This window comes from Acinetobacter sp. YH12098 (genome assembly GCF_013419235.1).
Classification (GTDB): Bacteria; Pseudomonadota; Gammaproteobacteria; order Pseudomonadales; family Moraxellaceae; genus Acinetobacter; species Acinetobacter amyesii.
Genome location: NZ_VPAO01000004.1, coordinates 68,704 through 89,421, shown reverse-complemented (window position 1 = coordinate 89,421; position 20,718 = coordinate 68,704). Strand labels below are relative to the sequence as shown.

The 20,718-nt window shown below is 41.8% G+C and carries 19 protein-coding genes and 5 tRNA genes; 9 read left to right on the top strand and 15 right to left on the bottom strand.

The genetic code is table 11. The features are described 5' to 3' along the window. Positions 1–76 precede the first annotated feature (76 nt). From FTU38_RS02185 to tpiA, 7 genes are all read right to left on the bottom strand, one after another. Positions 77–153: transfer RNA gene (locus tag FTU38_RS02185), tRNA-Met, on the bottom strand. Between the two features lie 90 nt (positions 154–243). Further along, a tRNA-Met gene (locus FTU38_RS02180) sits at positions 244–320 on the bottom strand. Between the two features lie 58 nt (positions 321–378). Beyond that, positions 379–455 (bottom strand) — tRNA-Met (locus tag FTU38_RS02175). 73 nt (positions 456–528) lie between these two features. Continuing rightward, positions 529–605 (bottom strand) — tRNA-Met (locus FTU38_RS02170). Between the two features lie 48 nt (positions 606–653). After that, positions 654–738 (bottom strand) — tRNA-Leu (locus tag FTU38_RS02165). 52 nt (positions 739–790) lie between these two features. Then, positions 791–1,120, bottom strand: a complete 330-nt coding sequence (secG, locus tag FTU38_RS02160; protein WP_078189417.1) for a preprotein translocase subunit SecG — start codon at positions 1,118–1,120, stop codon at positions 791–793. Positions 1,121–1,133: 13 nt separating this feature from the next. Beyond that, positions 1,134–1,925 (bottom strand): triose-phosphate isomerase, encoded by a 792-nt coding sequence (gene tpiA, locus FTU38_RS02155; protein ID WP_180004673.1) that lies wholly within the window; start codon positions 1,923–1,925, stop codon positions 1,134–1,136. Between the two features lie 275 nt (positions 1,926–2,200). Here tpiA and pilB point away from each other — a divergent pair, with 275 nt between their 5' ends. From pilB to coaE, 4 genes are read left to right on the top strand one after another with little or no spacing between them, the layout of a single operon-like run. Continuing rightward, a complete protein-coding gene (gene pilB / locus FTU38_RS02150; protein ID WP_180055454.1) occupies positions 2,201–3,910 on the top strand; it encodes a type IV-A pilus assembly ATPase PilB in 1,710 nt (569 codons plus the stop codon). Between the two features lie 32 nt (positions 3,911–3,942). Then, a complete protein-coding gene (locus FTU38_RS02145; RefSeq protein ID WP_078192563.1) occupies positions 3,943–5,169 on the top strand; it encodes a type II secretion system F family protein in 1,227 nt (408 codons plus the stop codon). Beyond that, positions 5,169–6,029 carry an A24 family peptidase gene (locus FTU38_RS02140; RefSeq protein WP_111884880.1) on the top strand — a complete coding sequence of 287 codons (861 nt, stop codon included), beginning with the start codon at positions 5,169–5,171 and terminating at the stop codon, positions 6,027–6,029. Before FTU38_RS02145 ends, FTU38_RS02140 begins: the two co-directional genes overlap by 1 nt. A 9-nt stretch (positions 6,030–6,038) precedes the next feature. After that, positions 6,039–6,641, top strand: a complete 603-nt coding sequence (gene coaE, locus FTU38_RS02135) for a dephospho-CoA kinase (protein ID WP_180110463.1) — start codon at positions 6,039–6,041, stop codon at positions 6,639–6,641. Positions 6,642–6,655: 14 nt separating this feature from the next. Here the strand turns inward: coaE and FTU38_RS02130 are convergent, their stop codons facing one another. The 3 genes from FTU38_RS02130 to FTU38_RS02120 form a co-directional block, all read right to left on the bottom strand. Then, positions 6,656–7,576, bottom strand: coding sequence for a DMT family transporter (locus FTU38_RS02130; protein WP_373686428.1), 921 nt, complete (start codon positions 7,574–7,576; stop codon positions 6,656–6,658). Positions 7,577–7,584: 8 nt separating this feature from the next. After that, the gene (gene rlmB / locus FTU38_RS02125; RefSeq protein ID WP_168378207.1) at positions 7,585–8,343 is read right to left on the bottom strand and encodes a 23S rRNA (guanosine(2251)-2'-O)-methyltransferase RlmB; all 759 of its coding nucleotides are present in this window, start codon (positions 8,341–8,343) and stop codon (positions 7,585–7,587) included. Between the two features lie 177 nt (positions 8,344–8,520). Beyond that, positions 8,521–8,844, bottom strand: coding sequence for a pyrimidine/purine nucleoside phosphorylase (locus FTU38_RS02120; RefSeq protein WP_067763086.1), 324 nt, complete (start codon positions 8,842–8,844; stop codon positions 8,521–8,523). A gap of 598 nt (positions 8,845–9,442) precedes the next feature. On the opposite strand from FTU38_RS02120, the gene recN reads away from it, so the two are divergent. Then, positions 9,443–11,104, top strand: a complete 1,662-nt coding sequence (gene recN, locus FTU38_RS02115; RefSeq protein ID WP_180110461.1) for a DNA repair protein RecN — start codon at positions 9,443–9,445, stop codon at positions 11,102–11,104. 61 nt (positions 11,105–11,165) lie between these two features. On the opposite strand, the gene FTU38_RS02110 is transcribed toward recN, so the two are convergent. Then, positions 11,166–11,891: a hypothetical protein gene (locus FTU38_RS02110; RefSeq protein WP_180110460.1), complete on the bottom strand. Its 726-nt coding sequence runs from the start codon at positions 11,889–11,891 to the stop codon at positions 11,166–11,168. 309 nt (positions 11,892–12,200) lie between these two features. On the opposite strand from FTU38_RS02110, the gene FTU38_RS02105 reads away from it, so the two are divergent. Both FTU38_RS02105 and ruvX read left to right on the top strand, forming a co-directional pair. Continuing rightward, positions 12,201–12,755: a YqgE/AlgH family protein gene (locus FTU38_RS02105; protein WP_078189425.1), complete on the top strand. Its 555-nt coding sequence runs from the start codon at positions 12,201–12,203 to the stop codon at positions 12,753–12,755. Next, a complete protein-coding gene (gene ruvX, locus FTU38_RS02100; RefSeq protein WP_180074133.1) occupies positions 12,748–13,191 on the top strand; it encodes a Holliday junction resolvase RuvX in 444 nt (147 codons plus the stop codon). Before FTU38_RS02105 ends, ruvX begins: the two co-directional genes overlap by 8 nt. Positions 13,192–13,296: 105 nt before the next feature. Here the strand turns inward: ruvX and FTU38_RS02095 are convergent, their stop codons facing one another. The 3 genes from FTU38_RS02095 to FTU38_RS02085 are packed head-to-tail and all read right to left on the bottom strand — an operon-like array spanning position 13,297 to position 16,633. Next, entirely contained in the window at positions 13,297–14,301 is a 1,005-nt protein-coding gene (locus FTU38_RS02095; protein ID WP_180110459.1) for an HlyD family secretion protein, read from the bottom strand. Positions 14,302–14,334: 33 nt separating this feature from the next. Beyond that, positions 14,335–14,541, bottom strand: a complete 207-nt coding sequence (locus FTU38_RS02090) for a DUF1656 domain-containing protein (protein WP_180004682.1) — start codon at positions 14,539–14,541, stop codon at positions 14,335–14,337. Then, positions 14,534–16,633, bottom strand: a complete 2,100-nt coding sequence (locus FTU38_RS02085) for an FUSC family protein (protein WP_180110458.1) — start codon at positions 16,631–16,633, stop codon at positions 14,534–14,536. The genes FTU38_RS02090 and FTU38_RS02085 overlap by 8 nt, the downstream gene beginning before the upstream one ends. Before the next feature lie 465 nt (positions 16,634–17,098). On the opposite strand from FTU38_RS02085, the gene FTU38_RS02080 reads away from it, so the two are divergent. Continuing rightward, complete coding sequence (locus FTU38_RS02080; protein ID WP_180110457.1) at positions 17,099–17,875, top strand: IclR family transcriptional regulator; 777 nt, start codon at positions 17,099–17,101, stop codon at positions 17,873–17,875. Positions 17,876–18,105: 230 nt separating this feature from the next. On the opposite strand, the gene FTU38_RS02075 is transcribed toward FTU38_RS02080, so the two are convergent. Next, positions 18,106–18,732 carry an alpha-ketoglutarate-dependent dioxygenase AlkB gene (locus FTU38_RS02075; protein ID WP_180110456.1) on the bottom strand — a complete coding sequence of 209 codons (627 nt, stop codon included), beginning with the start codon at positions 18,730–18,732 and terminating at the stop codon, positions 18,106–18,108. Positions 18,733–18,904: 172 nt separating this feature from the next. Here FTU38_RS02075 and FTU38_RS02070 point away from each other — a divergent pair, with 172 nt between their 5' ends. After that, positions 18,905–20,701 carry an ABC transporter ATP-binding protein gene (locus FTU38_RS02070; protein ID WP_078189432.1) on the top strand — a complete coding sequence of 599 codons (1,797 nt, stop codon included), beginning with the start codon at positions 18,905–18,907 and terminating at the stop codon, positions 20,699–20,701. Positions 20,702–20,718 lie beyond the last annotated feature (17 nt).

Sequence of the window (20,718 nt, the reverse complement as noted above, 5' to 3'; positions counted from 1 at the left end):
CGCCCCATTATTACACAGAAAACCATAGTCCACTGTGCAAAAAGGCCCACCTAGTTGTGAGCCTCTTTTAGAAACTTGGTAGCGGGAGCTGGATTTGAACCAACGACCTTCGGGTTATGAGCCCGACGAGCTACCAGACTGCTCCATCCCGCATCAACATGCAAAAATTATATACAATTTCTTGGTCATTTTCAATCTAAAACAACCTGAAGAATTGCCCTACTGAGTTGCATCTCAGAGGATTGGTAGCGGGAGCTGGATTTGAACCAACGACCTTCGGGTTATGAGCCCGACGAGCTACCAGACTGCTCCATCCCGCATCAACATCACAATGACTTTCAGACAAACTGCTTATATAGATTGTGCGCTATATAAGATTGGTAGCGGGGGCTGGATTTGAACCAACGACCTTCGGGTTATGAGCCCGACGAGCTACCAGACTGCTCCACCCCGCATCAATATGCAAATAGTTCTCTCAGCTTTAAAAGCTGTCCATTTAAAAGTTTGCATCTTAAAAATAGAATTGATTGGTAGCGGGAGCTGGATTTGAACCAACGACCTTCGGGTTATGAGCCCGACGAGCTACCAGACTGCTCCATCCCGCATCAACAGAGTTTTGCTGCATACACCAACTTATGTTCTGGATTATAAGTTGGTGCGGAAGGGGGGACTTGAACCCCCACGCCCGAAAGCACTACCACCTCAAGGTAGCGTGTCTACCAATTCCACCACCACCGCAGCTGTGACGCATTCTAGTCGCAACACATCAAAAAAGAAAGCGTTAAATAAATTATTCAGAGCTTTTTGGTGCAGTTGGCGAAGTTTCAGCCGATTTTGCTGGCGCAGTCGGTACTGAAGAAATCGCATTCAGACTATAAGCATCTGTCGTTTGTTTCTTTGCAAACACAGCAAGTGTCAAGCTCGTAACAAAGAACAAAGCCGTTAAAATCGCAGTCAAACGGGTCATAAAGTTACCCGAACCAGATGCACCAAATACAGTTGCAGCACCGCCGCCACCAAAAGATGCACCCGCATCTGCGCCTTTACCATGCTGAACTAAAATCAGCACGATCATTAAAATCGCTAAGATAATATGTACCACCAGCACAAACGTATGCATGCTGAACTCCTAATTATTTTGTATTTGCAAATGCTTGAGCAATTTTATAAAACGACTCTGCATTTAATGATGCACCACCGACGAGCGCACCATTGATATCTGGACAGGCTGCCAACTCTACTGCATTTTCAGGTTTTACACTACCACCATAAAGAATTGCAGTATGAAGTCCCATTGGGGTGATTTGGCTTAAACCTTCACGAATTTTAGCATGCATCGCTTGTGCATCTTCAGGTGACGCTGTTTTCCCTGTGCCAATGGCCCAAATTGGCTCATAAGCCACCACAATTTGTTTCCACTGCTCTGCTTGTACGACAGCAGCAATATCACATATTTGTTGTAACACAACTTGTTCTGCTTGGCCGCTTTCACGTTGTTCTAAGCTTTCACCCACGCAATAAATCACAGTCAAACCCGCGTTTAATGCATTTTTTACTTTTTCATTAATGATATGCGGTTGATCAGCAAAAATTTCACGGCGTTCTGAATGACCAATCAGTACAAATTCAACACCATAATCTTTTAATAGCTCAGCACTGAGCTCACCCGTATATGCACCTGTACCTGCGACGCGAGAAACATCTTGTGCAACAGTCATAATATGACGGCTAGCCTGTGCTAATTCATTTTGCACCGTGGTCAGAGCAATAGCTGTTGGTGCAACCCCAATATGGCATGCCGCTTCAGCAATATTTTGTTCATCTAATAATTGCTTAAAATTCTTAAGAAGTGCGCCAGCATCGGCTTGCAATGGGTTCATTTTCCAGTTACCCACTACCCAAGGCGTAATCGTCGAACCCGACATATTTATCCCACATGACAAAGATGAAATCGGGCACATTCTACACGTAATTCATAATTTTGAAGATAAATTTCAACACATTTGCGTGTTCGAATGACTCTAGTCATTCCAAGATCTTCACTTTTCTGTAAAAAAATTAAGCAGATTTAAGGACTGGTTCATGCTTTTTACCAATTCTTAGCTAGTGACAACACTTTAAGATATGGTATTTTTGTGCAACAAAAGTATAATTTTGCTATACCAATTATAAACAGACTGAAGCATAGGCAAGTAAAAGCATGACAGCAGTTCAAGGTTCTTCAAGATTTACGGGGTTTATTCGTCGCTTAGTTGACGAAGGGCATCTGTCTGCCGAAAAAATGCAAACAGCGCTGCAAAATTCAAAAAAGGCTCATCAAGATATCGTGCCGCATTTGATTCAGGAATATCAACTTTCAGCACGCCTGATTGCAGAAACCATCTCGATAGAGTTCGGTGAACCGGTTTTTGATATTTCAACTTATGACACGTCTTTAATCATTCGTGATGAGTTTGAAGATAAGTTAATTACCAAGCATCGTATTTTGCCCATTTTTAAACATGGCAATTTGTTATTCGTTGCGATCAGTAATCCCACCAATATTGAAGCTGTAGATGCTATCCGATTTGGTAGTAAGCTCAATACCGAAACCATTATTGTTGAACATGACAAACTTGAAAAGTTAATTGAACAGAACTTCGCTGAAGAAAGTACTTTTGACTTTGATGATGACTTTGATCTTGATTTAGATAGTGAAACACCCGATCCATCTCAAGAAGATGAAGATGAGGCAACGGGTGATGAAGCACCGATTGTTAAGTACATCAATAAACTACTAGTCGACGCCATTCGCATGGGTGCATCCGACTTACATTTCGAACCCTATGAAAAGTCTTACCGCGTCCGCTACCGTGTCGATGGCGTATTAAGAACAATTACCAATCCGCCCTTGCAGCTCGCTACTCGACTTGCTTCGCGTTTAAAAGTCATGTCACAAATGGACATCTCTGAAAAACGTATACCTCAAGACGGTCGTATTAAGTTAAAGCTGTCAAAGAACAAAGCCATCGACTTCCGTGTGAACTCTTTGCCGACCTTGTTTGGTGAAAAACTTGTACTGCGTATCCTTGACCCTTCTAGTGCGATGTTAGGGATTGATGCGTTGGGTTATGAACCGGATCAAAAAGAACTGTTCATGCAGGCTTTAGAAAAACCGCAAGGCATGTTGCTCATTACCGGTCCAACGGGTTCCGGTAAAACCGTATCTTTATATACAGGTCTAAACATTCTTAACCGTGAAGATACCAACATTTCAACGGCCGAAGACCCTGTGGAAATTAACTTAGAAGGGATCAATCAGGTCAACGTAAATAATAAAGTCGGCCTCACCTTCTCTGCAGCATTGAAGTCATTCTTACGTCAAGACCCTGATATTGTGATGGTCGGTGAGATTCGAGATTTAGAAACGGCTGAAATTGCCATTAAAGCAGCTCAAACGGGTCATATGGTGATGTCTACACTACATACCAATAGTGCACCTGAAACATTGACACGCTTACGCAATATGGGCGTGCCCTCATTTAACATTGCGACATCCGTGAACCTTGTCATTGCGCAGCGACTTGCGCGTCGCCTATGTTCACAATGTAAAGAAACAGTAGAGGTACCAAAACAAAGTCTACTGGAACTTGGTTTTACTGAAGACGATTTAAATACACCAGAATTTCAAATATACCAACCTGTTGGTTGTGCCGAATGCCGTGAAGGCTATAAAGGTCGTGTCGGTATATATGAAGTCATGAAAGTGACACCTGAAATTTCAAGAATTATTATGGAAGATGGCAATGCCTTACAAATTGCCGAAGCTTCAAATCAAGCAGGTTTTAACAATTTACGCCGTTCAGGCTTAATTAAGGTCATGCAGGGGGTGACTTCACTTCAAGAAGTCAATCGTGTGACCAGTGAGTAAGTGAATTAGTATTTAAAAATAAGGATAAATTCATGGCTGTAAAAAAAGCGCAGATGATGCCAACCTTCAGTTATGAAGGCGTGGATCGCAAAGGGGCGAAAATCAAAGGGGAAATGCCTTCGCGTAATATGGCTTTAGCCAAAGTCACTTTACGTAAGCAAGGCATCACCATTAAAACCATTCGAGAAAAACGCAAAAATATTCTCGAAGGCTTGATGAAAAAGAAAGTATCCACTTTGGATATCACGGTATTCACGCGCCAACTTGCAACCATGATGAAAGCCGGTGTACCGCTCGTTCAGGGTTTTGAAATCGTGGCGGAAGGCCTAGAAAACCCAGCCATGCGTGAAGTGGTCTTGGGGATCAAAGGTGAAGTTGAAGGCGGTAATACCTTTGCTGGTGCGCTGCGCAAATATCCGCAGTATTTCGATAACCTATTTTGCTCCTTGGTTGAATCAGGTGAACAGTCGGGTGCATTGGAAACCATGCTAGACCGTGTTGCCATTTACAAAGAAAAAAGTGAATTGCTTAAGCAAAAAATCAAAAAAGCCATGAAATACCCAGCAGCGGTCATCGTTGTCGCTGTTATTGTGACGATTATTTTGATGGTAAAAGTGGTTCCCGTATTCCAAGACTTGTTTTCATCATTTGGTGCAGACTTACCTGCCTTTACCAAAATGGTGGTCAACATGTCGGAATGGATGCAAAAATATTGGTTCTTCCTCATCATTGGAATTGGAGCTGTGATTGCTGGTTTCATGGAAGCGAAAAAACGTAGCAAGGCTTTCCGTGACTTCTTAGACAAAGCTGCACTCAAAGCACCGATTTTTGGTGATTTGGTTTATAAAGCAATTATTGCCCGCTATAGCCGTACCTTGGCAACCACATTTGCCGCGGGCGTACCCTTAATCGATGCGCTCGAATCAACTGCAGGTGCAACCAACAACGTGGTCTATGAAACAGCGGTCATGAAAATTCGTGAAGATGTGGCGACTGGTCAACAACTGCAATTTGCTATGCGTGTCACCGATAAATTCCCATCTATGGCGATTCAAATGGTGGCTATTGGTGAAGAATCCGGTGCCTTGGATGCTATGCTAGACAAAGTGGCAACGCATTATGAAAATGAAGTGGATAATGCCGTAGATGGCTTAACTTCGATGATGGAACCCTTGATTATGGCGGTATTAGGTGTCCTCGTTGGTGGTCTTGTGATTGCAATGTATCTTCCAATCTTCCAAATGGGTTCTGTGGTTTAATGCAAGAATTAATAACATATTTAATTAATACCCCAATTGCGTTATATATCGCAGTTGGGATTTTTAGTCTTTGCATCGGTAGTTTTTTGAATGTGGTAATTTACCGCACACCAAAGATGATGGAACAAGAATGGCGTACGGATTGCCAACTGTTTTTACATCCGGATCAACCGATTATTGATGAAACAAAGATCACCCTGAGTACACCTGCTTCAACGTGTCCAAAATGCAAAACACCTATACGTTGGTATCAAAACATTCCGGTTATCAGTTGGATTGTTTTACGCGGAAAATGTGGAAGTTGCCAAAATCCAATCAGTAGCCGTTATCCACTGATCGAATTACTCACCATGATCTGTGCGCTGATTGTTGTTGCAGTTTTTGGCCCAACCATCCAAATGCTGTTTGGTCTGGTGCTGACTTATGTCTTGATTGCCTTAACATTTATTGACTTTGACACCCAACTTTTACCTGACCGTTATACCCTTCCTTTGGCTGCACTCGGGCTTGGCGTGAATAGCTATGCCATTTATACCTCTGCAACCTCAGCCATTTGGGGATATATCATCGGCTTCTTATGCCTATGGATTGTTTACTATTTATTTAAAATCATCACTGGTAAAGAAGGCATGGGCTATGGCGACTTTAAGCTTTTAGCTGCCTTGGGTGCATGGATGGGCCCTTTCCTGCTTCCACTGATTGTATTACTCTCTTCATTGGTAGGTGCAATCATTGGCATTATTTTGCTCAAGGTTCGTAAAGAAAACCAACCTTTTGCATTTGGTCCCTATATTGCCATCGCCGGATGGATCGCCTTTTTATGGGGTGATCAAATTATGAAAATTTATTTGGGTCAGTAAGGTCGTTGTATGACATTTGTCTTGGGTTTAACAGGTGGTATTGGTAGCGGTAAATCTGCTGCAAGCAATTGGTTTGGACTCCAAGGCATTCAAGTCGTCGATGCTGATATCGTTGCAAGGGAAGTTGTTGAACCGGGGCAATCCACACTGAATCAAATTCAACAACAATTTGGTGATTGGGTTTTACTGGAAAATGGTGAGTTAAATCGGCGTGCATTACGTGAGCATATCTTTAAAGATCCTACAGCACGTCAAGCACTTGAAGCCATTACCCATCCTGCAATACGCCAGTCCATTATCCAACAATTAAACGAACCCACTAGCCCCTATGTCATCTTGGTTTCACCACTATTATTTGAAACCAATCAACATGAATTGACCAATCACACCTTGCTGATTGATGCCACAGAACAATTGCAAATTCAGCGTGCATCACAGCGCGATGGTCAAAATATCGAGCAAATCCAAAAAATTATTCAAGTTCAAATGTCACGTCAGGAAAAGCAAAAAATCGCCGATGATATCGTGCTGAATGATGGTCATTTAGATCATCTATATGCGCAGCTTCGACCCTTGCATCTCAAGTACTTAGCGCACGCTGAAAAAAGCTAAATAAAAAAGCAGTCTTACTCAGACTGCTTTTTTTGTTGTTCGAGTTGCTGCTCTAGACTGTCCTTTCGCCCCAACCATTTCCACGGTTGAATCGCTCCAATCCCCATCCCGACTAATCCGCACACGATTGCAAAACTTAAAGGTTCATTTAGCAACGGCACCGCTAAAATCGCAGCAATAAAAGGTGCCAAAGTTACGATGCTTCCGGCTTTAAATGCACCTAAGCGCTTGATCGCCTCTACATACGTTAAAGTCGCAATAATCACCACAAAAATACCGTGAAAGATGACTTGCCCAATGAGCTGCAGCGGCTCAGGATCGGACCAATGTTTAGGGAAAAATATTAGATAAATTGGCACAAATACCACGGCAGACCAAATCGCAACCCCTGCCATGGCATGCCAAGCAGAGAGTTTCCATTGCTTAAGCAATACCGTAAATATTCCCCACCAAATGGCACTGATAAAAAACAGCAAATCACCTAAACCAAATGCTACACCGGTTTCCACATACATCAAATAACTCATTAAGCTAATGGCAGAGACCATAATCACCACACTGATCCAGGTATGCTTATCGAGTGGCTGTTTGAAGATCAGGAATGCGGCTATGGCCGTACATAAGGGAATACAACCATTGAGGAAGATTACAGCATGGGCCGCAGGAGCATAATGAAATGCGCTATAGGCCGTTAAGCAATAGGTCACCCCACCGAGCATAGCGAGGATAAAAGGCTCTTTCTTCCATAAAAAAGCCGTATCTTTTTTATAAATCAAAATTGGCATTAAGATGCAAAATGCCAAAGCAAACCGAAGTGCCGTGATATCCCAAGCACTGATTCCCCAATTGGCGCTTAAACGCGCCGTTAAGGTGAATCCCCCCCAAATACACATGGTAATGAAAACATATAAATAACCTTGCTTTTGGGGAGACATCATCACTGCTATTTCAATTCATTATTACGTTGACGACATGCTTCATACAATGCCATACCTGTTGCGACACTGACATTTAAGCTTTGCAAATTGCCGGCCATTGGAATGTACACAGTTTGATCACATTGCGCCTGCGTAATGGGACGTAAACCTGTATCTTCAGCGCCCATCACCACACATACACCCGTACCTGTGAAGTCAAAGTTTTGAATCGGCAACGCTTTTTCATCTAGCATGGTGCCGACCACACGCACGTTAAAATCTTCTTTGATTTGAGCCAATGTACGTGCCAAGTTGGTCACCTGAATAAACTTCACTTTTTCAGCACCACCAGCAGCAACTTTACGGGCTGTTGGGGTAAGTGTCGCTGAACGATCACGCGGTGCAATCACGGCTTCAACACCCATGGCTGCCGCTGTACGAATGCATGCACCAAGGTTATGTGGATCTGTAATATGATCTAATGCCAATAGCAACGCATTTGGATTGGCTTGTAATAAAGCCTCTAAATCTTTTTCGTTCAAGACTGGATGTGGGCGTACAGCTGCGACCACACCTTGATGGAACGGTTGTCCCGCAAGTTTTTCCAAACTATCACGGCTAGCTTTTTGAATGCTGACACCAAACGGTTCTGCCAACTCAAAAATACGTTTTAAACGCTGATCATCACGTCCTTTTAACGCAAATAAAGTTAAAACGCGTTCTGGCTCAAGTTCCAGTAATGACTCCACTGAATGAACGCCATAATAATATTCCGGTTTCGCCATGAACGACCTCTAATTTGCAAACTTCGATAAACTTTTAAACAGGGTATGATATCCCTAGAGCACAGCATAGGCTGCCAAAAAGAAAAATCCTGCAAAGCAAGCTTTACAGGATTTATGCTATGACACATAGTTTAACCGATTTAAGGTTAAAAAACTGTGCCTAAATTGATTGAATCATTAGCCTTCTAAGTGGCACACATAATCCAAGACTTCGTCTGTTTCAATTTTAAAACGGCTATTACCTGGCACGTAGAATGATTGACCCGCACGGAATAATTCGCTTTCTTCGCTATCTGCAATTTGAACACGACATTCGCCTGAAATAATTTCCATACGTTCAGGTACATGAGTTTCAAAAGTCAGCGCTTGTTCAGTTGGAAGCAACACACCCAGTGTTTTCTTTGTTCCATCTTCAAATTGCACAGTATGGCTGATGCATAGACCGCCAAAATAAACATTTGATTTTTTGATTACCGATACATGATCAAACTGTGCTGACATGCGTTTTCTCCAGATAAAGCATATTTATAATATTTTGATCGAAGTAGTTTAATTGTGCTGCAAAAACTAATCAATCAGTGTTGAAAATTTTGAGATAGATAATTACAAAAATCTGAGAAGTGGATATGTCCCAATTTCATCCCACTACCTCAACATTTAGAGTCTAAAACAAGCTGTGCTGTTGTACAAAATACTTTTTTGTTTCATCCACTAAAGTCCTAGTTAGGGTCTATAGAAATGCTGCAAAATCATTTCACAGATATACATGGATAATGAATTATATGGACGGATTTAAGAGACCAAATCATGACGTTTTAAGGCAATAACACTTTAGATTAGATACAAGAATACATACACAAACGTGTTTTGTGAGAACTTAGCAAAATGTTGGATGGTTTAAGCTCACGTTATGCAAGATCATTTACTCTTTGCATCACTACACTGCGTGCTTACGGCAGATACGAAACTAATTTCTTATTAAACTGAAATTTAGGATAGAATTATGAGGTTTTTCGTCATCTTAAAATAAAACTTATCTTGTGACCAAAACAAAACTTAATTATCTTTAACTAGAACTTTTCGCAGCTCGGATGCGTTTATGCTGACACATTTAACTCTGATCAATTTTGCATTAGCCGACCATTTAGCCATCGACATTGAACAAGGCTTTAACGTCCTGACGGGTGAAACAGGTGCTGGTAAATCTTTGCTGCTAGACGCACTATCAGCATGTTTAGGTGAACGAACAGACACCAACTATGTGCGCTATGGATCAGACAAAGCCGATGTGACAGCGACCTTTAGCTACCAAGAGCACAGTCCTGAAGCACTGTGGCTCAAAGAACATGAGCTGGATGATGAGTCTAGAGAAATCCATTTACGTCGCGTGATTTTTGCAACAGGTCGTAGCAAAGCATGGATTAATGGACGTCCGAGCAGCTTATCTGAGTTAAAAGAAATTGGCCGCTTATTGGTACAACTCTATAGCCAACACAGCCAACAACAACTCTTAGAACCGCCCTATCCAAAACATTGGCTAGATCGCTATTACAATTTTTATCAGCCGGCTCAAGCCGTTCGTGATGCCTATAGCAAGTGGCAAAAGGATATTCGACAGCACCAAGCAGCACTCGATGCCCAAGCCACACGTAAGCAACGGATAGAAACGCTTGAACTTCAATTAGAAGAACTTGAAGACCTTGTGCAAACAGACTACAAGGAAATCGAGCAAGAATTTGACCGTCTCAGTCATCATGAACATATCATGCAAGACTGTAGCTATGGTCTAAATGCCCTCGATGATGCCGAGCAAAATATCAATCAAGAAATGGGCGCGATCATTCGTCGAATTGAATCGCATGCAGGACGTAGTGAACAACTTTCTGAAATTTATACGTCGCTACTGAACGCTCAAAGTGAAATTGAAGATGCCACCGCAAATTTACGTCAGTTTATTGATCGTCAAAGTTTTGATCCTGAACGTATGGACGAATTAAATACCAAACTGGAAGTTTTTCATCGCTTAGCGCGTAAATATCGTACTCAGCCTGAAGACTTAAAAAATGATTATGATGCGTGGCAACTTGAGCTTGAACAATTACATCAGCTTGAGGATCCTGAAACCTTAGCTGAACAAGTGGAAGTGTCTCATCAAGACTTTTTAACTAAAGCACAGCATTTGGATGATATTCGTCGTGAAGCGTCTACCCCATTGGCGAAGCAGTTGACTGAACAAGTGAAACAGCTCGCGCTCCCAGAGGCTCATTTTGAATTTAAATTTGAGCCTCTAGAACAAGCTTCAAGTGAAGGTTTGAGCTTTATTCAACTGCTGTTCACCGCAAACAAAGGGATTCCTGCTCAGCCTTTAGCACGCGTGGCATCGGGGGGTGAATTGTCACGTATTGCCTTAGTCATGCAAGTGATGAATGCTGAAAAAACCGAATCCGAAGTGTTAGTCTTTGATGAAATTGATGTCGGGATCAGTGGCGGAACGGCAGAAATTGTCGGGCGTTTGTTGGCTGATTTGGCACAGCATGTTCAAATTTTATGTATTACTCACCAAGCCCAAGTCGCTGCCCAATCTGACCAACATCTCTTGGTGAAAAAACGTCAAACGGATCCTGCAAGCAGTACCATTATCGAATTAGAAGAAGATGATCGGATCCAAGAGCTGGCTCGAATGACTGGTGGTGTGGAGATTAGTCAAACGACCTTACAACACGCAAAACAGTTGCGACAATTAAAATTTCAACATAGTTAATTTTTGATGCTTTCAAAAAAGCCTGTGTATTCAAAGTACACAGGCTTTTTTCTTAAATACACTATTTGAAAATCCCCTGATACACAAAGCCTTTTGAGCCCAAGCTATAGCGTAAATATTTATACTGCGGCTGATGTTGTTGATTGAGTAACATAACATCCACGTGTTTCGGACTGATTTTGAGATATTCATTACCGCTACGACGATCGGTTTCATAATGGCAGTCATAATCTACCGAGATTTGATCTAGTTTCTTTTGCTTAGTTTGAAATACATAAGATTTAAGTAACTGTTTTGGTCCAACTTCAACAGCTCTTAGATGATGTAGTCCACTGCAATTATCACCTTTATAATAACTCTTCACCAAATATACGGTTTTATTTTGGATGTTGACCGGCAAAATTTGATTGATATAGCCTGAGTCAAATTGATCTAAATGTTGCGTTTTTCCCGTTGCATATTGCACATAGCTGCTCCACTCCCCCATCGTGCCTCCGCCAGACACATCAAAACTATAAAATTTAAGTTTTTTATCTGGTGAATATTGCACATGAACAAAACCTTGCTTTTCGAGTTGCGTAAATCCGTAGTGAAAACTGCTCGGATCTGCCGCAATGACATCCACAATTTCACGTTCTATCGCTTCATTGACCTCATAAAAATTTAAGTTTTTATATTTTTTAATCACCTGAGATTCATGTTTTTGTAAGTCAGCGCTTCCTGCAAAGCCTGAAATAGGTAGGCTTGCACAGAGCGCCATCCCTATTATTTTTGAATAATGTGTCATTGTTTTACCCTCAGTTTATCCTGCTATTTTAAGCAATCTCAGTCATCCATCACGTATATCTTCTCCTCACTTTTGTACTGCTGTTGTTCAAATCACCAATCATCGCTTCACAATTCACCACATTGCAGACCCGCCTGCACGATGAAGATTTTTAGCATGTCCCTCACTGGTCGAGCATGACAAATATTGAATTTGCAGAAAAACCCATTGTTGAAAACTTGTGAGTCTAGTATGTTGATAAATACAACGTTATTCGAATGCAATTCACCCCATGAATGAAACTTACCCCCAATAAGGAGAAGCCATTAGGTGACTAAACAATACCTCACACACCGCTGCCTGATTGCTCCACCCGAAATGAACGATGAATTCTTTGCCAATACGGTGATTTATTTAGCGCGACATGATGAAGATGGCGCTCAAGGCATCATTATTAATCGTCCTTCGGGCTTGCAGATCAAAGAACTATTGAATGATTTGGAAATTGAGGCAGATAATGTGCATCCTCATGAAGTGTTGCAAGGTGGTCCTTTGCGCCCAGAGGCAGGTTTTGTTCTTCATACCGGTCAACCGACATGGCATTCGTCTATTGCTGTAGGTGAAAATGTCTGCATTACCACGTCTAAAGATATTTTAGATGCGATTGCACACAATGAAGGTGTGGGTCGTTATCAGGTGGCTCTAGGCTATGCCAGTTGGGGTAAAAGCCAATTAGAAGAAGAAATTGCTCGGGGTGATTGGCTCATTTGTGACTCAGACATGGATTTAATATTTAACTTACCTTATGACGACCGCTGGGACGCTGCCTATAAAAAAATGGGCGTAGACCGCATGTGGTTATCATCTGAGATTGGACATGCCTGATTTACAACAATATCAAATGATTATGGCCTTTGACTTTGGCACACAAAAAACAGGAATGGCTGTGGGACAAGCCCTGATTGAAAGTGCAAATCCCCTGCCACTCTTTCCCATGAAAGATGGCATTCCCAATTGGGATAATCTACTCAAGATTGTGAAACAGTATCAGCCGGATTTGTTCATCGTGGGTCTACCGCTCAATATGGATGATAGCGAATCTGAACTCTCCACACGTGCGCGTAAATTTGCACGACGCCTTCGCCACCAAACCAATATTGAAACCTTGATGGTCGATGAACGCTTAACGACACGTGAAGCGCGTGATGAATTAGATCATTATCAAGCCCAAGGCCGTGCGAAGAATCTTTCTGCCGACAGCCTTGCTGCAGCATTGTTTATTGAAAGTTGGTATCGAAATCCAGTTGGACTGAAACCTTAAGCGCTTTCAACAAACAGGCAAATAAAAAAGCATCCAAAAGAGGATGCTTTTTTATGCGCAAGATTGATCACTCAATGTTGCGCAAATGAAATGATTGGGGATAACTTAGTTTTTATCCACAATATGAATCGTGGTGGTTCGACCCGCGACAAAAGCCAACTGATCATGCGGCACTTCATCCAGTACAATTTTCACTGGTACACGCTGTGCCAAACGAACCCAACTAAAGGTTGGATTGACATTGGCCAGTAAACTATCAGTCGATGTACGTTCACGGTCTTCAATCCCTGTTGCAACGCCTTGTACATGGCCTTTATAAACTTCAGAACTTCCCATCAGTTGGACTGTTGCAGGTGCGCCAACATAGATTTTATCCAGTTTGGTTTCTTCAAAATATCCCACAACATACAATTGTTGACGGTCAATTAAGGCCGCTACGGCTTGGCCGACTTTGACGTAATTCCCTGCTTTGAGTTCAAAGTTAGACAATGTTCCATCAGTCGGTGCAACCACTTCCGAACGGTTTAAATTCAATTCAGCCAAATGCAAACTGCTATTCGCCGCTTCAATCAGGGCTTTTTGCTGCACCACACTGGCTTTGGCTTGTTCAATCGCTGCCTGAGTTTGTTCATGCTCTGCATGTGATTGATCACGTACTGCAAACATTTGATCTTGTTCTTGTTTTGAAATCGCACCGTCCATCAAACTTGCATAACGATTTGCATTTTTATCTGCAAGATTAATATTGGCTTGTGACTTCACTAGATTGGCTTTAGCTTCAGCAAGCTGCGCTTCAGCCCCTGCCAGTCCTGCTTTGGCTTTCGCCAAGTCAGATTTGGCTTGCTCAACATCCAAAGCTTGACGTGCCACATCTATACGAAACAGCACTTGGCCTTTTTTCACTTGTTGGTTGTCTTGAACTAAAACGTCTGTGACCAAACCTGAAACATCCGATGACACTTGAATCACGTCACCACGTACCCGTCCATCACGCGTCCATGGTTCCGAATTGTAATAGTCCCAAATATGTTTCAGCGCAAGTAATGCGCCACATAGCACGATTATCAACAATACAGGCCGAACATATTTTCGGACATTCAAATTGGTCATACGATTACCTCAATCATTTCATTTTTTAGGGGCTTAGAACTGGCAGAAAATAAAGATTTCATGCACCAGCCAAAGCAACATCACAAATACACCCAAATAAAAAATATTGAGCATCGGCACCCAATCTGGCGCCATCCATCGGTCAAGCAAACGCATGATGACCCGCAATAACAGATAGGCCAATACCGCTTGAATCAATAGAATGGGCACATAGACGCCATATACATTTAGCTCACCCATGTTGTGCCTCGACCTGTAAATTATCTGGTGTTTGCTGTGTTAGGACATGACACAAACTGCTTTGAATATTGTTCAGCGAATACTGAATTCGATGCATAACATCATCGTTTTCCACACCCTGAACAGCCTGATTCAATCGTTGAATTCGCTCTACAATTTGCTGTTTCAAGCTCATAGACACATTCTTTTGCCCTTGTTCCATGGCCCGAAAATAGTCATCTAAATCTTGTTGTAACTCTTCGAGTTCGCTGACCAGTGCATCATTCGGATCGAGTTTATTCATGAGTTCTTGCAAGCGGGTTAAATCAATCACAGCACTGGCTTCCACCAAAGCCCACTCGATCTGTTGTTTTAAATTCCCTGATTGCACCATTTTGCTGTTTAGGATGCCGATTCGGTCCAACATACTGCGTAAATGCACCCGAAACGGTAAGCCATACGGCAGATATAATGCCTGACGCAGTGCTTTGTAATGCTGTGAAAGTATGCGTTGGGCCGTCATATCCGGTGACATCGCACGCACTAAATGAATAATAAACACCGAAATAATGGGTCCCAAAACCGTCCCAATCGATGCATCGAAGAAAAACACCTGATCAAGGCTAAAGCGGTTTTGAAAATTCAGCCCCATGATGGTGCCCATCAAAAGCGGCAAGCTGATCCCGACCAAAGGCGGATGTAAAAATAGCATCAGACAGAACATCACAAACGGTGCTAACACCACGATCAACTGCCAAAAAGCGGTCACATGCGGGAAAATGCCATTGGCGTAGATGAACACCATGAAAGCCGCATACATATTGGCGCGAATAAACATTTTCAATGCAGGAACAGGGTTATCCATTGCAGTTAAAATACAAGCACTGATTGCAGCCATTTCGGCCATCATAAATCCAGCTTTCCAACCACTAACGATCCAAAAACCCGTAGAAATTAAAATAATCAAACATGCGGACACCCCGCCACGAATGGCAACACCTGCATCTCGATGCAAAGTCGGATAATGACTATTGCCCAAGGCGGTCAGTGTGGCAGGTAAAGTGGAGTCGCCTTGCTGTACCCGCTGCCAAAGCAAGCGAATCGCACGAATATTCTGAATAAAATGCCGAATATCCATTTTTAGACTACCTAAAATCACCTGTTGTGATGGCAATGCCTGTGCCTGAATGTGTTGAAAATCTTGCTCAAACTGTTCAGGCAATTGATTGAGTTCACTTTCCTCAATCTGATGTTGATCTAATAAAAACGCGGCAATATGTTCATGGGCTTGCTTGAGTGCCGTCCGATAATTTGCATCCAGACCATCTAATTGTTTCATCCGTTCAGACATGGCCACCAAGTTGCTGACCAACAAACTCAACTGATGCAAGATTTCCTGCAACGGACGTGTCATGCCTTTTAAGGTGGATTTTTCATAAGACAAATGCACCGCCATGACATGTATATCGGCGATATCTCGTGCAATATTGCCGAGATTTTTAGAATAATTTTTTAGCTCGGCAGGCTCTAATAAAATCTGATCAAAAATTTCTTTGGTATCGGCAAAGGTTTTGCTCACCCGTGTTTCGACGGCAGGGCCAATATGCATTGGAAATAATGTCGTGGTCACGATGGCACTACAGACCACACCCACCGTAATTTCGAGAAAACGCCCCAAGGCCATATCGAAAATCGAAGCAGTATCAATAAAATACACCACGTTAAAACAGATAATGACCGTGGTATAACCCGCCAACATGGAAACATAACTACGAGGCGTGCGGTCTAGCAATGACAAATACAGGCAAAACCCAACCCAAACCGCTAAAAACACCGTAAACAGTACAGGCATGTGGATGAGATGTGGCAGTGCCACCACCGACACGGCCGCCCCTAAGAACGTCCCTAATACACGATACAAACTTTTTGAAGACGTCATCCCTGAATATGGATTCGCGATCACGAAAACGGTGCCAATCGCCCAAATCGGATATGCCAAATTCAGTACAAAGGCCACATACAATGCAAGCATGCCCGCGATGAACGTTTTGGTCGCAAAAATCCAGTCCATTTTATTGGGCCGAAAAGCGAGTATTTGTTTCGTCAGCAGCATGATGGATCTCGGTGGCTTGCTTCTTTTTAGTGAAAACGGCCTCGTATCGAATGCTTAAACATTCGATAGCACAACCTGTATCACGGCACAGGAATGACTAGAAATTTCAATAAGTAAAGAAGCGATTCAAATCGTGTTTCAAACCATTTGAATACAAAAAGTAGTGTGCAACATTGCCTGCGCATCGAAATAATGGGCAATATTTATTCAATATAGGATATTTTCACAACAATTTTGCTAAAAAAACAAATTAAAGTCAATATTAATATCTTATTTTGATAATTGACCTATATTTTAAATGAGTATTTCAATTTTTTTATTATGCTTTTATCAGAATAACCCAAGAAACCCTGTGATATTTCAGATTTGTTTCATTTCCAGTGTAGAAAAGCGCAACATCAGGCCGAGCAATTTGTTATAAAGTAACTTAACGATTCATTTTTTATTGTGACCAAGCAGGTTCTTATGGCGCTTTCCAGTTTTGGTAAAATTCTCACCGTACTCGACTTATTTTCAGTTGCTCGTCCCATCATCAATGTCGACATTATTAGTGAAGAATTAGGCTTATCTAAACCAACGAGCTATCGCTATTTAAAAGAACTGGTTTCTGCTGAATTATTGCAGCGCCTCAGTGGGACTTCTGGCGATTACACACTGGGTTCAAAAATTGCTGTGCTTGATTTTATTTCTCGCACCACCGATCCATTGGTGCAAATTAGCATCCCCTTCATGAAAGAAATTGTGGAACGCACAGAGTCTTGTTGCTTATTGACGCATCTGAATATCGACTCTTGTATTGATGTGCATCATGAACTTTATAAAGACTATGCAGCCTTAGCTTATGGTCGAGGTAGCCCGCGTCCAATGTACAAAGGCTCATCGTCTAAAGTGATTTTGTCTCAGTTACCTAAGCAACGGATTTTAGATTATTACCACCGTTTTGCGGACGAGTTATCTCAAGTTGGTTTTGCGCATAATGAAGAAGAATTTATGCAGCAAATGAAAAAGATTAAAAAGCAGGGGTATTATTTTTCCAATGGTGAAGTTGACCCGAATATGTCAAGCCTATCGATTCCGATTAAATTCTCCAGTAAAGAACCCCCACTTGCTTTGACCCTATTGGCGTCTAAAAATCGTTTTGAATTTATGAATTTTCAAAAAGTCGTAGAAATGCTGCAAGACTGTACAGCGCGTATTGAGAAAAAATACAGCAGTATGATGGAAGAATCGGACGCCATTTAAGCCTGATCTGTTTGCGCATAACTGATGCAATATTGTAAAGACGCTATTTAATTAATCTGATAAATCCATGTTGTTAATTGAATTTATTAATTATAAATTCCAGATATATTATCATAATATGATTATTGTTCTTTAGCAGTCATCTCAATCATGTGTTCCATGATTTCAGTTGATTGTCGCTATACTCTTCCTCAGAGAAAGAAAAAAGCTCATCTAGATATGGGCTTTTTTTATGGCTGTTGATCATAGAAATAACGAAAGGTTAAATTCACCCTCGGCTCGGTCACTTTCATCGACTTCATTAGGGCATGTTTCCAATACCGTTGGGTTTTCCCACGCATCACAATCAACTGTCCACTTTGCAGTAAAAGCTGTACTTTCTCTTGAGTGCTTTTATGTTTAAAGCAAAACTTTCGGCTTGCGCCAAAACTCAAAGATGCGATCACCACCTGCTGTGTGGGTGAAAGCAAAGATGGCTCATCATCACTATGCCACCCCACCGCTTGCGTACCATTTTCGTATAAATTGGCCAAACAGGAATTAAACGTCTGACCCACCCGTTGCTCAATATGTTGCTTTAAGCGCAGTAAAGCTGGATTCCAGATCAATGCCTGCTTTTGCATGCCTGAATAGTGATACTCATAATGAGCATCTCCATACCAAACCACTTTTCGTTCCGTTTGAAAATACTGTCCATGCAAAATGACTTCATCATGCTGCCAAGCCAACTGCGTGAGGAAATAGCGTAAATATTTTTCACTCTCTTCGGCGTTGAAGATCAATCCATAATCTTCAACTTCACCATCATAGGGCAACAGATTTGCATGCGGTTCAGGCGTAAATAATTCAAAATTCATCGGTTCAACTCAACACTGTTTGGCACAGCAGCGTGATGCTGATGTCGTGAGCACATTTAAAAAATATCTTAGCCGAAAAACTCTCGTCACAAATCAAAACATTGTCATCGCTTGTCGCATAGAATTTTCAGTCTTAGACTAAAGCTCATATTCACAATAAAAATAATTGCTTATGAACCTGTGGCAGCTTTTCCAAAAATTACGTCCATTTGTACAGCCATACCGCTGGCTGGTGGTCGTGACGCTGATCTTGACCTTAATTGGCTCACTCACGGCACAGGTGAATGCCCTGACACTCAAATATGCCGTAGACAGCATCAATCAGCTTTTACAACAAGGCCTCGGTCTAGCCAATGGTTGGCATATATTAATCACCATCACCGTAGTCTTACTGGGAAAAGAAGTCATCAATGCCATCGTGCAATTTGGACAAAAATCGTTTGGTGAAAAGTTACGTATTTTAATTTCTCAGGATTTGTCCCAAGGCATTATTGAAAAATTTATCACCTATCGATTGGCATTCTTCGATCAACAAGACAACCAAGCAGGTAAGCTCCAAACTCGAATTGATCGGGGTGTCAGCTCGCTCACACGATTGGTTCAAATCTTTTTTATTGATATTTTACCATTATTTACCAGTGCCATTATTGCACTGGGCTTAATGTATTATGCCAATGTTTGGGTTGGTGTGGTGGCCACAATTATCGTGCCGATTTATTTTTGGCTGACCTTCAAACAATCACAAAAACTGGCAGGCAAACGCCGTGCCCTACGCGATAATTTTGAAAAGAAAAATCAGGGTATTCTGAGTATTATCAATTCGATAACGGTCATTAAATCTTTTAACAAAGAAGCCGTCGAATCGAAAAAACAATTAAATCTGCAAAAGTCGCTGACTGAAAACCAAATGCAGACACGGCAAACCAGTTATATCTTTGACGGACTCAAAACCTTTATCGAACAGGTCGGTGTGGTACTGATCATCATTTTGACAGCCTATTTCGTTTTGGATGGGCAAATGAGTATCGGGATGATTATGTATCACGTGTTGTTATTTAATAATGTCTCTGCCCCGATTCGCTCGCTGCATCGTATCTATGATGAAATTAACTCTGCGATGATTTATTCAGAAAGCTTCTTTAACATCTTAGAAGCGGATCATGAAATTGAAACCAGTGGTACTGCCCAACCTCCGATTCAAGGTCAATTTGAATTGAGCAATGTCGACTTTAGTTATCCCAATGGTTTTCAGGCATTACACCGTATCAATATGACCATCCAACCGAACAAAATCACCGCCTTGGTTGGTTTATCTGGCGCTGGTAAATCGACATTAATTAGCTTACTGGATAAGTTTTATCATCCTCAAGCGGGCAATATCAAACTCGATGGCATCGATTTAGAACAGATTGATACGCAGTATTTACGTGAAAATATTGGTTTGGTTTTACAAAAAAATCATATTTTCCCAGGTTCAATTTTTGAAAATATTCGCTATGGAAAAAGTACAGCTACAGAGCAAGAAGTCTTCGATGCAGCACGGAAAGCCTCGATCCATGATCAGATCTTAAAACTGCCGCATGCCTATGAAGCCGATGCCTTGCTGCTCTCAGGTGGACAGCAACAGCGTATTGCCTTGGCACGTATGTTCCTGAAAAATCCACCGATTATTTTCTTGGACGAACCGACGGCTAGTTTAGACGCGATCGCTGCTGAACAAATTAAAAATAGTCTGGATCAAATTAAACAAGGGCGTACCGTCATCATGATTTCACATAGTTTGTCGCAAATTATCGATGCCGATTACACCTATGTGATGAAAGACGGACAAATCGTAGAACACGGGGAGCATCATGATTTGTACCATCAAGAAGGTGCCTATAAGCAAATCTTCGATGCGATGGCGAAAAGTTTAAATATTGACAAAATTGCCCGGACTTTTGAGGAAGACGAAGAAACACATAGTTAATTTTAGACCGAAAAAAG

Excerpts from the sequence above, each read along its gene's own strand:
- FTU38_RS02095 (WP_180110459.1), bottom strand. The coding sequence starts at position 14,301 with ATGACCAATTTGAATGTCCGAAAATATGTTCGGCCTGTATTGTTGATA.
- FTU38_RS02145 (WP_078192563.1), top strand. The coding sequence starts at position 3,943 with ATGGCTGTAAAAAAAGCGCAGATGATGCCAACCTTCAGTTATGAAGGC.
- FTU38_RS02075 (WP_180110456.1), bottom strand. The coding sequence starts at position 18,732 with ATGAATTTTGAATTATTTACGCCTGAACCGCATGCAAATCTGTTGCCC.
- secG (WP_078189417.1), bottom strand. The coding sequence starts at position 1,120 with ATGCATACGTTTGTGCTGGTGGTACATATTATCTTAGCGATTTTAATG.
- FTU38_RS02140 (WP_111884880.1), top strand. The coding sequence starts at position 5,169 with ATGCAAGAATTAATAACATATTTAATTAATACCCCAATTGCGTTATAT.
- FTU38_RS02085 (WP_180110458.1), bottom strand. The coding sequence starts at position 16,633 with ATGCTGCTGACGAAACAAATACTCGCTTTTCGGCCCAATAAAATGGAC.
- rlmB (WP_168378207.1), bottom strand. The coding sequence starts at position 8,343 with ATGGCGAAACCGGAATATTATTATGGCGTTCATTCAGTGGAGTCATTA.
- FTU38_RS02070 (WP_078189432.1), top strand. The coding sequence starts at position 18,905 with ATGAACCTGTGGCAGCTTTTCCAAAAATTACGTCCATTTGTACAGCCA.
- ruvX (WP_180074133.1), top strand. The coding sequence starts at position 12,748 with ATGCCTGATTTACAACAATATCAAATGATTATGGCCTTTGACTTTGGC.
- FTU38_RS02090 (WP_180004682.1), bottom strand. The coding sequence starts at position 14,541 with ATGGGTGAGCTAAATGTATATGGCGTCTATGTGCCCATTCTATTGATT.
- FTU38_RS02130 (WP_373686428.1), bottom strand. The coding sequence starts at position 7,576 with ATGTCTCCCCAAAAGCAAGGTTATTTATATGTTTTCATTACCATGTGT.
- pilB (WP_180055454.1), top strand. The coding sequence starts at position 2,201 with ATGACAGCAGTTCAAGGTTCTTCAAGATTTACGGGGTTTATTCGTCGC.
- coaE (WP_180110463.1), top strand. The coding sequence starts at position 6,039 with ATGACATTTGTCTTGGGTTTAACAGGTGGTATTGGTAGCGGTAAATCT.
- FTU38_RS02110 (WP_180110460.1), bottom strand. The coding sequence starts at position 11,891 with ATGACACATTATTCAAAAATAATAGGGATGGCGCTCTGTGCAAGCCTA.
- tpiA (WP_180004673.1), bottom strand. The coding sequence starts at position 1,925 with ATGTCGGGTTCGACGATTACGCCTTGGGTAGTGGGTAACTGGAAAATG.
- FTU38_RS02120 (WP_067763086.1), bottom strand. The coding sequence starts at position 8,844 with ATGTCAGCACAGTTTGATCATGTATCGGTAATCAAAAAATCAAATGTT.
- FTU38_RS02080 (WP_180110457.1), top strand. The coding sequence starts at position 17,099 with ATGGCGCTTTCCAGTTTTGGTAAAATTCTCACCGTACTCGACTTATTT.
- recN (WP_180110461.1), top strand. The coding sequence starts at position 9,443 with ATGCTGACACATTTAACTCTGATCAATTTTGCATTAGCCGACCATTTA.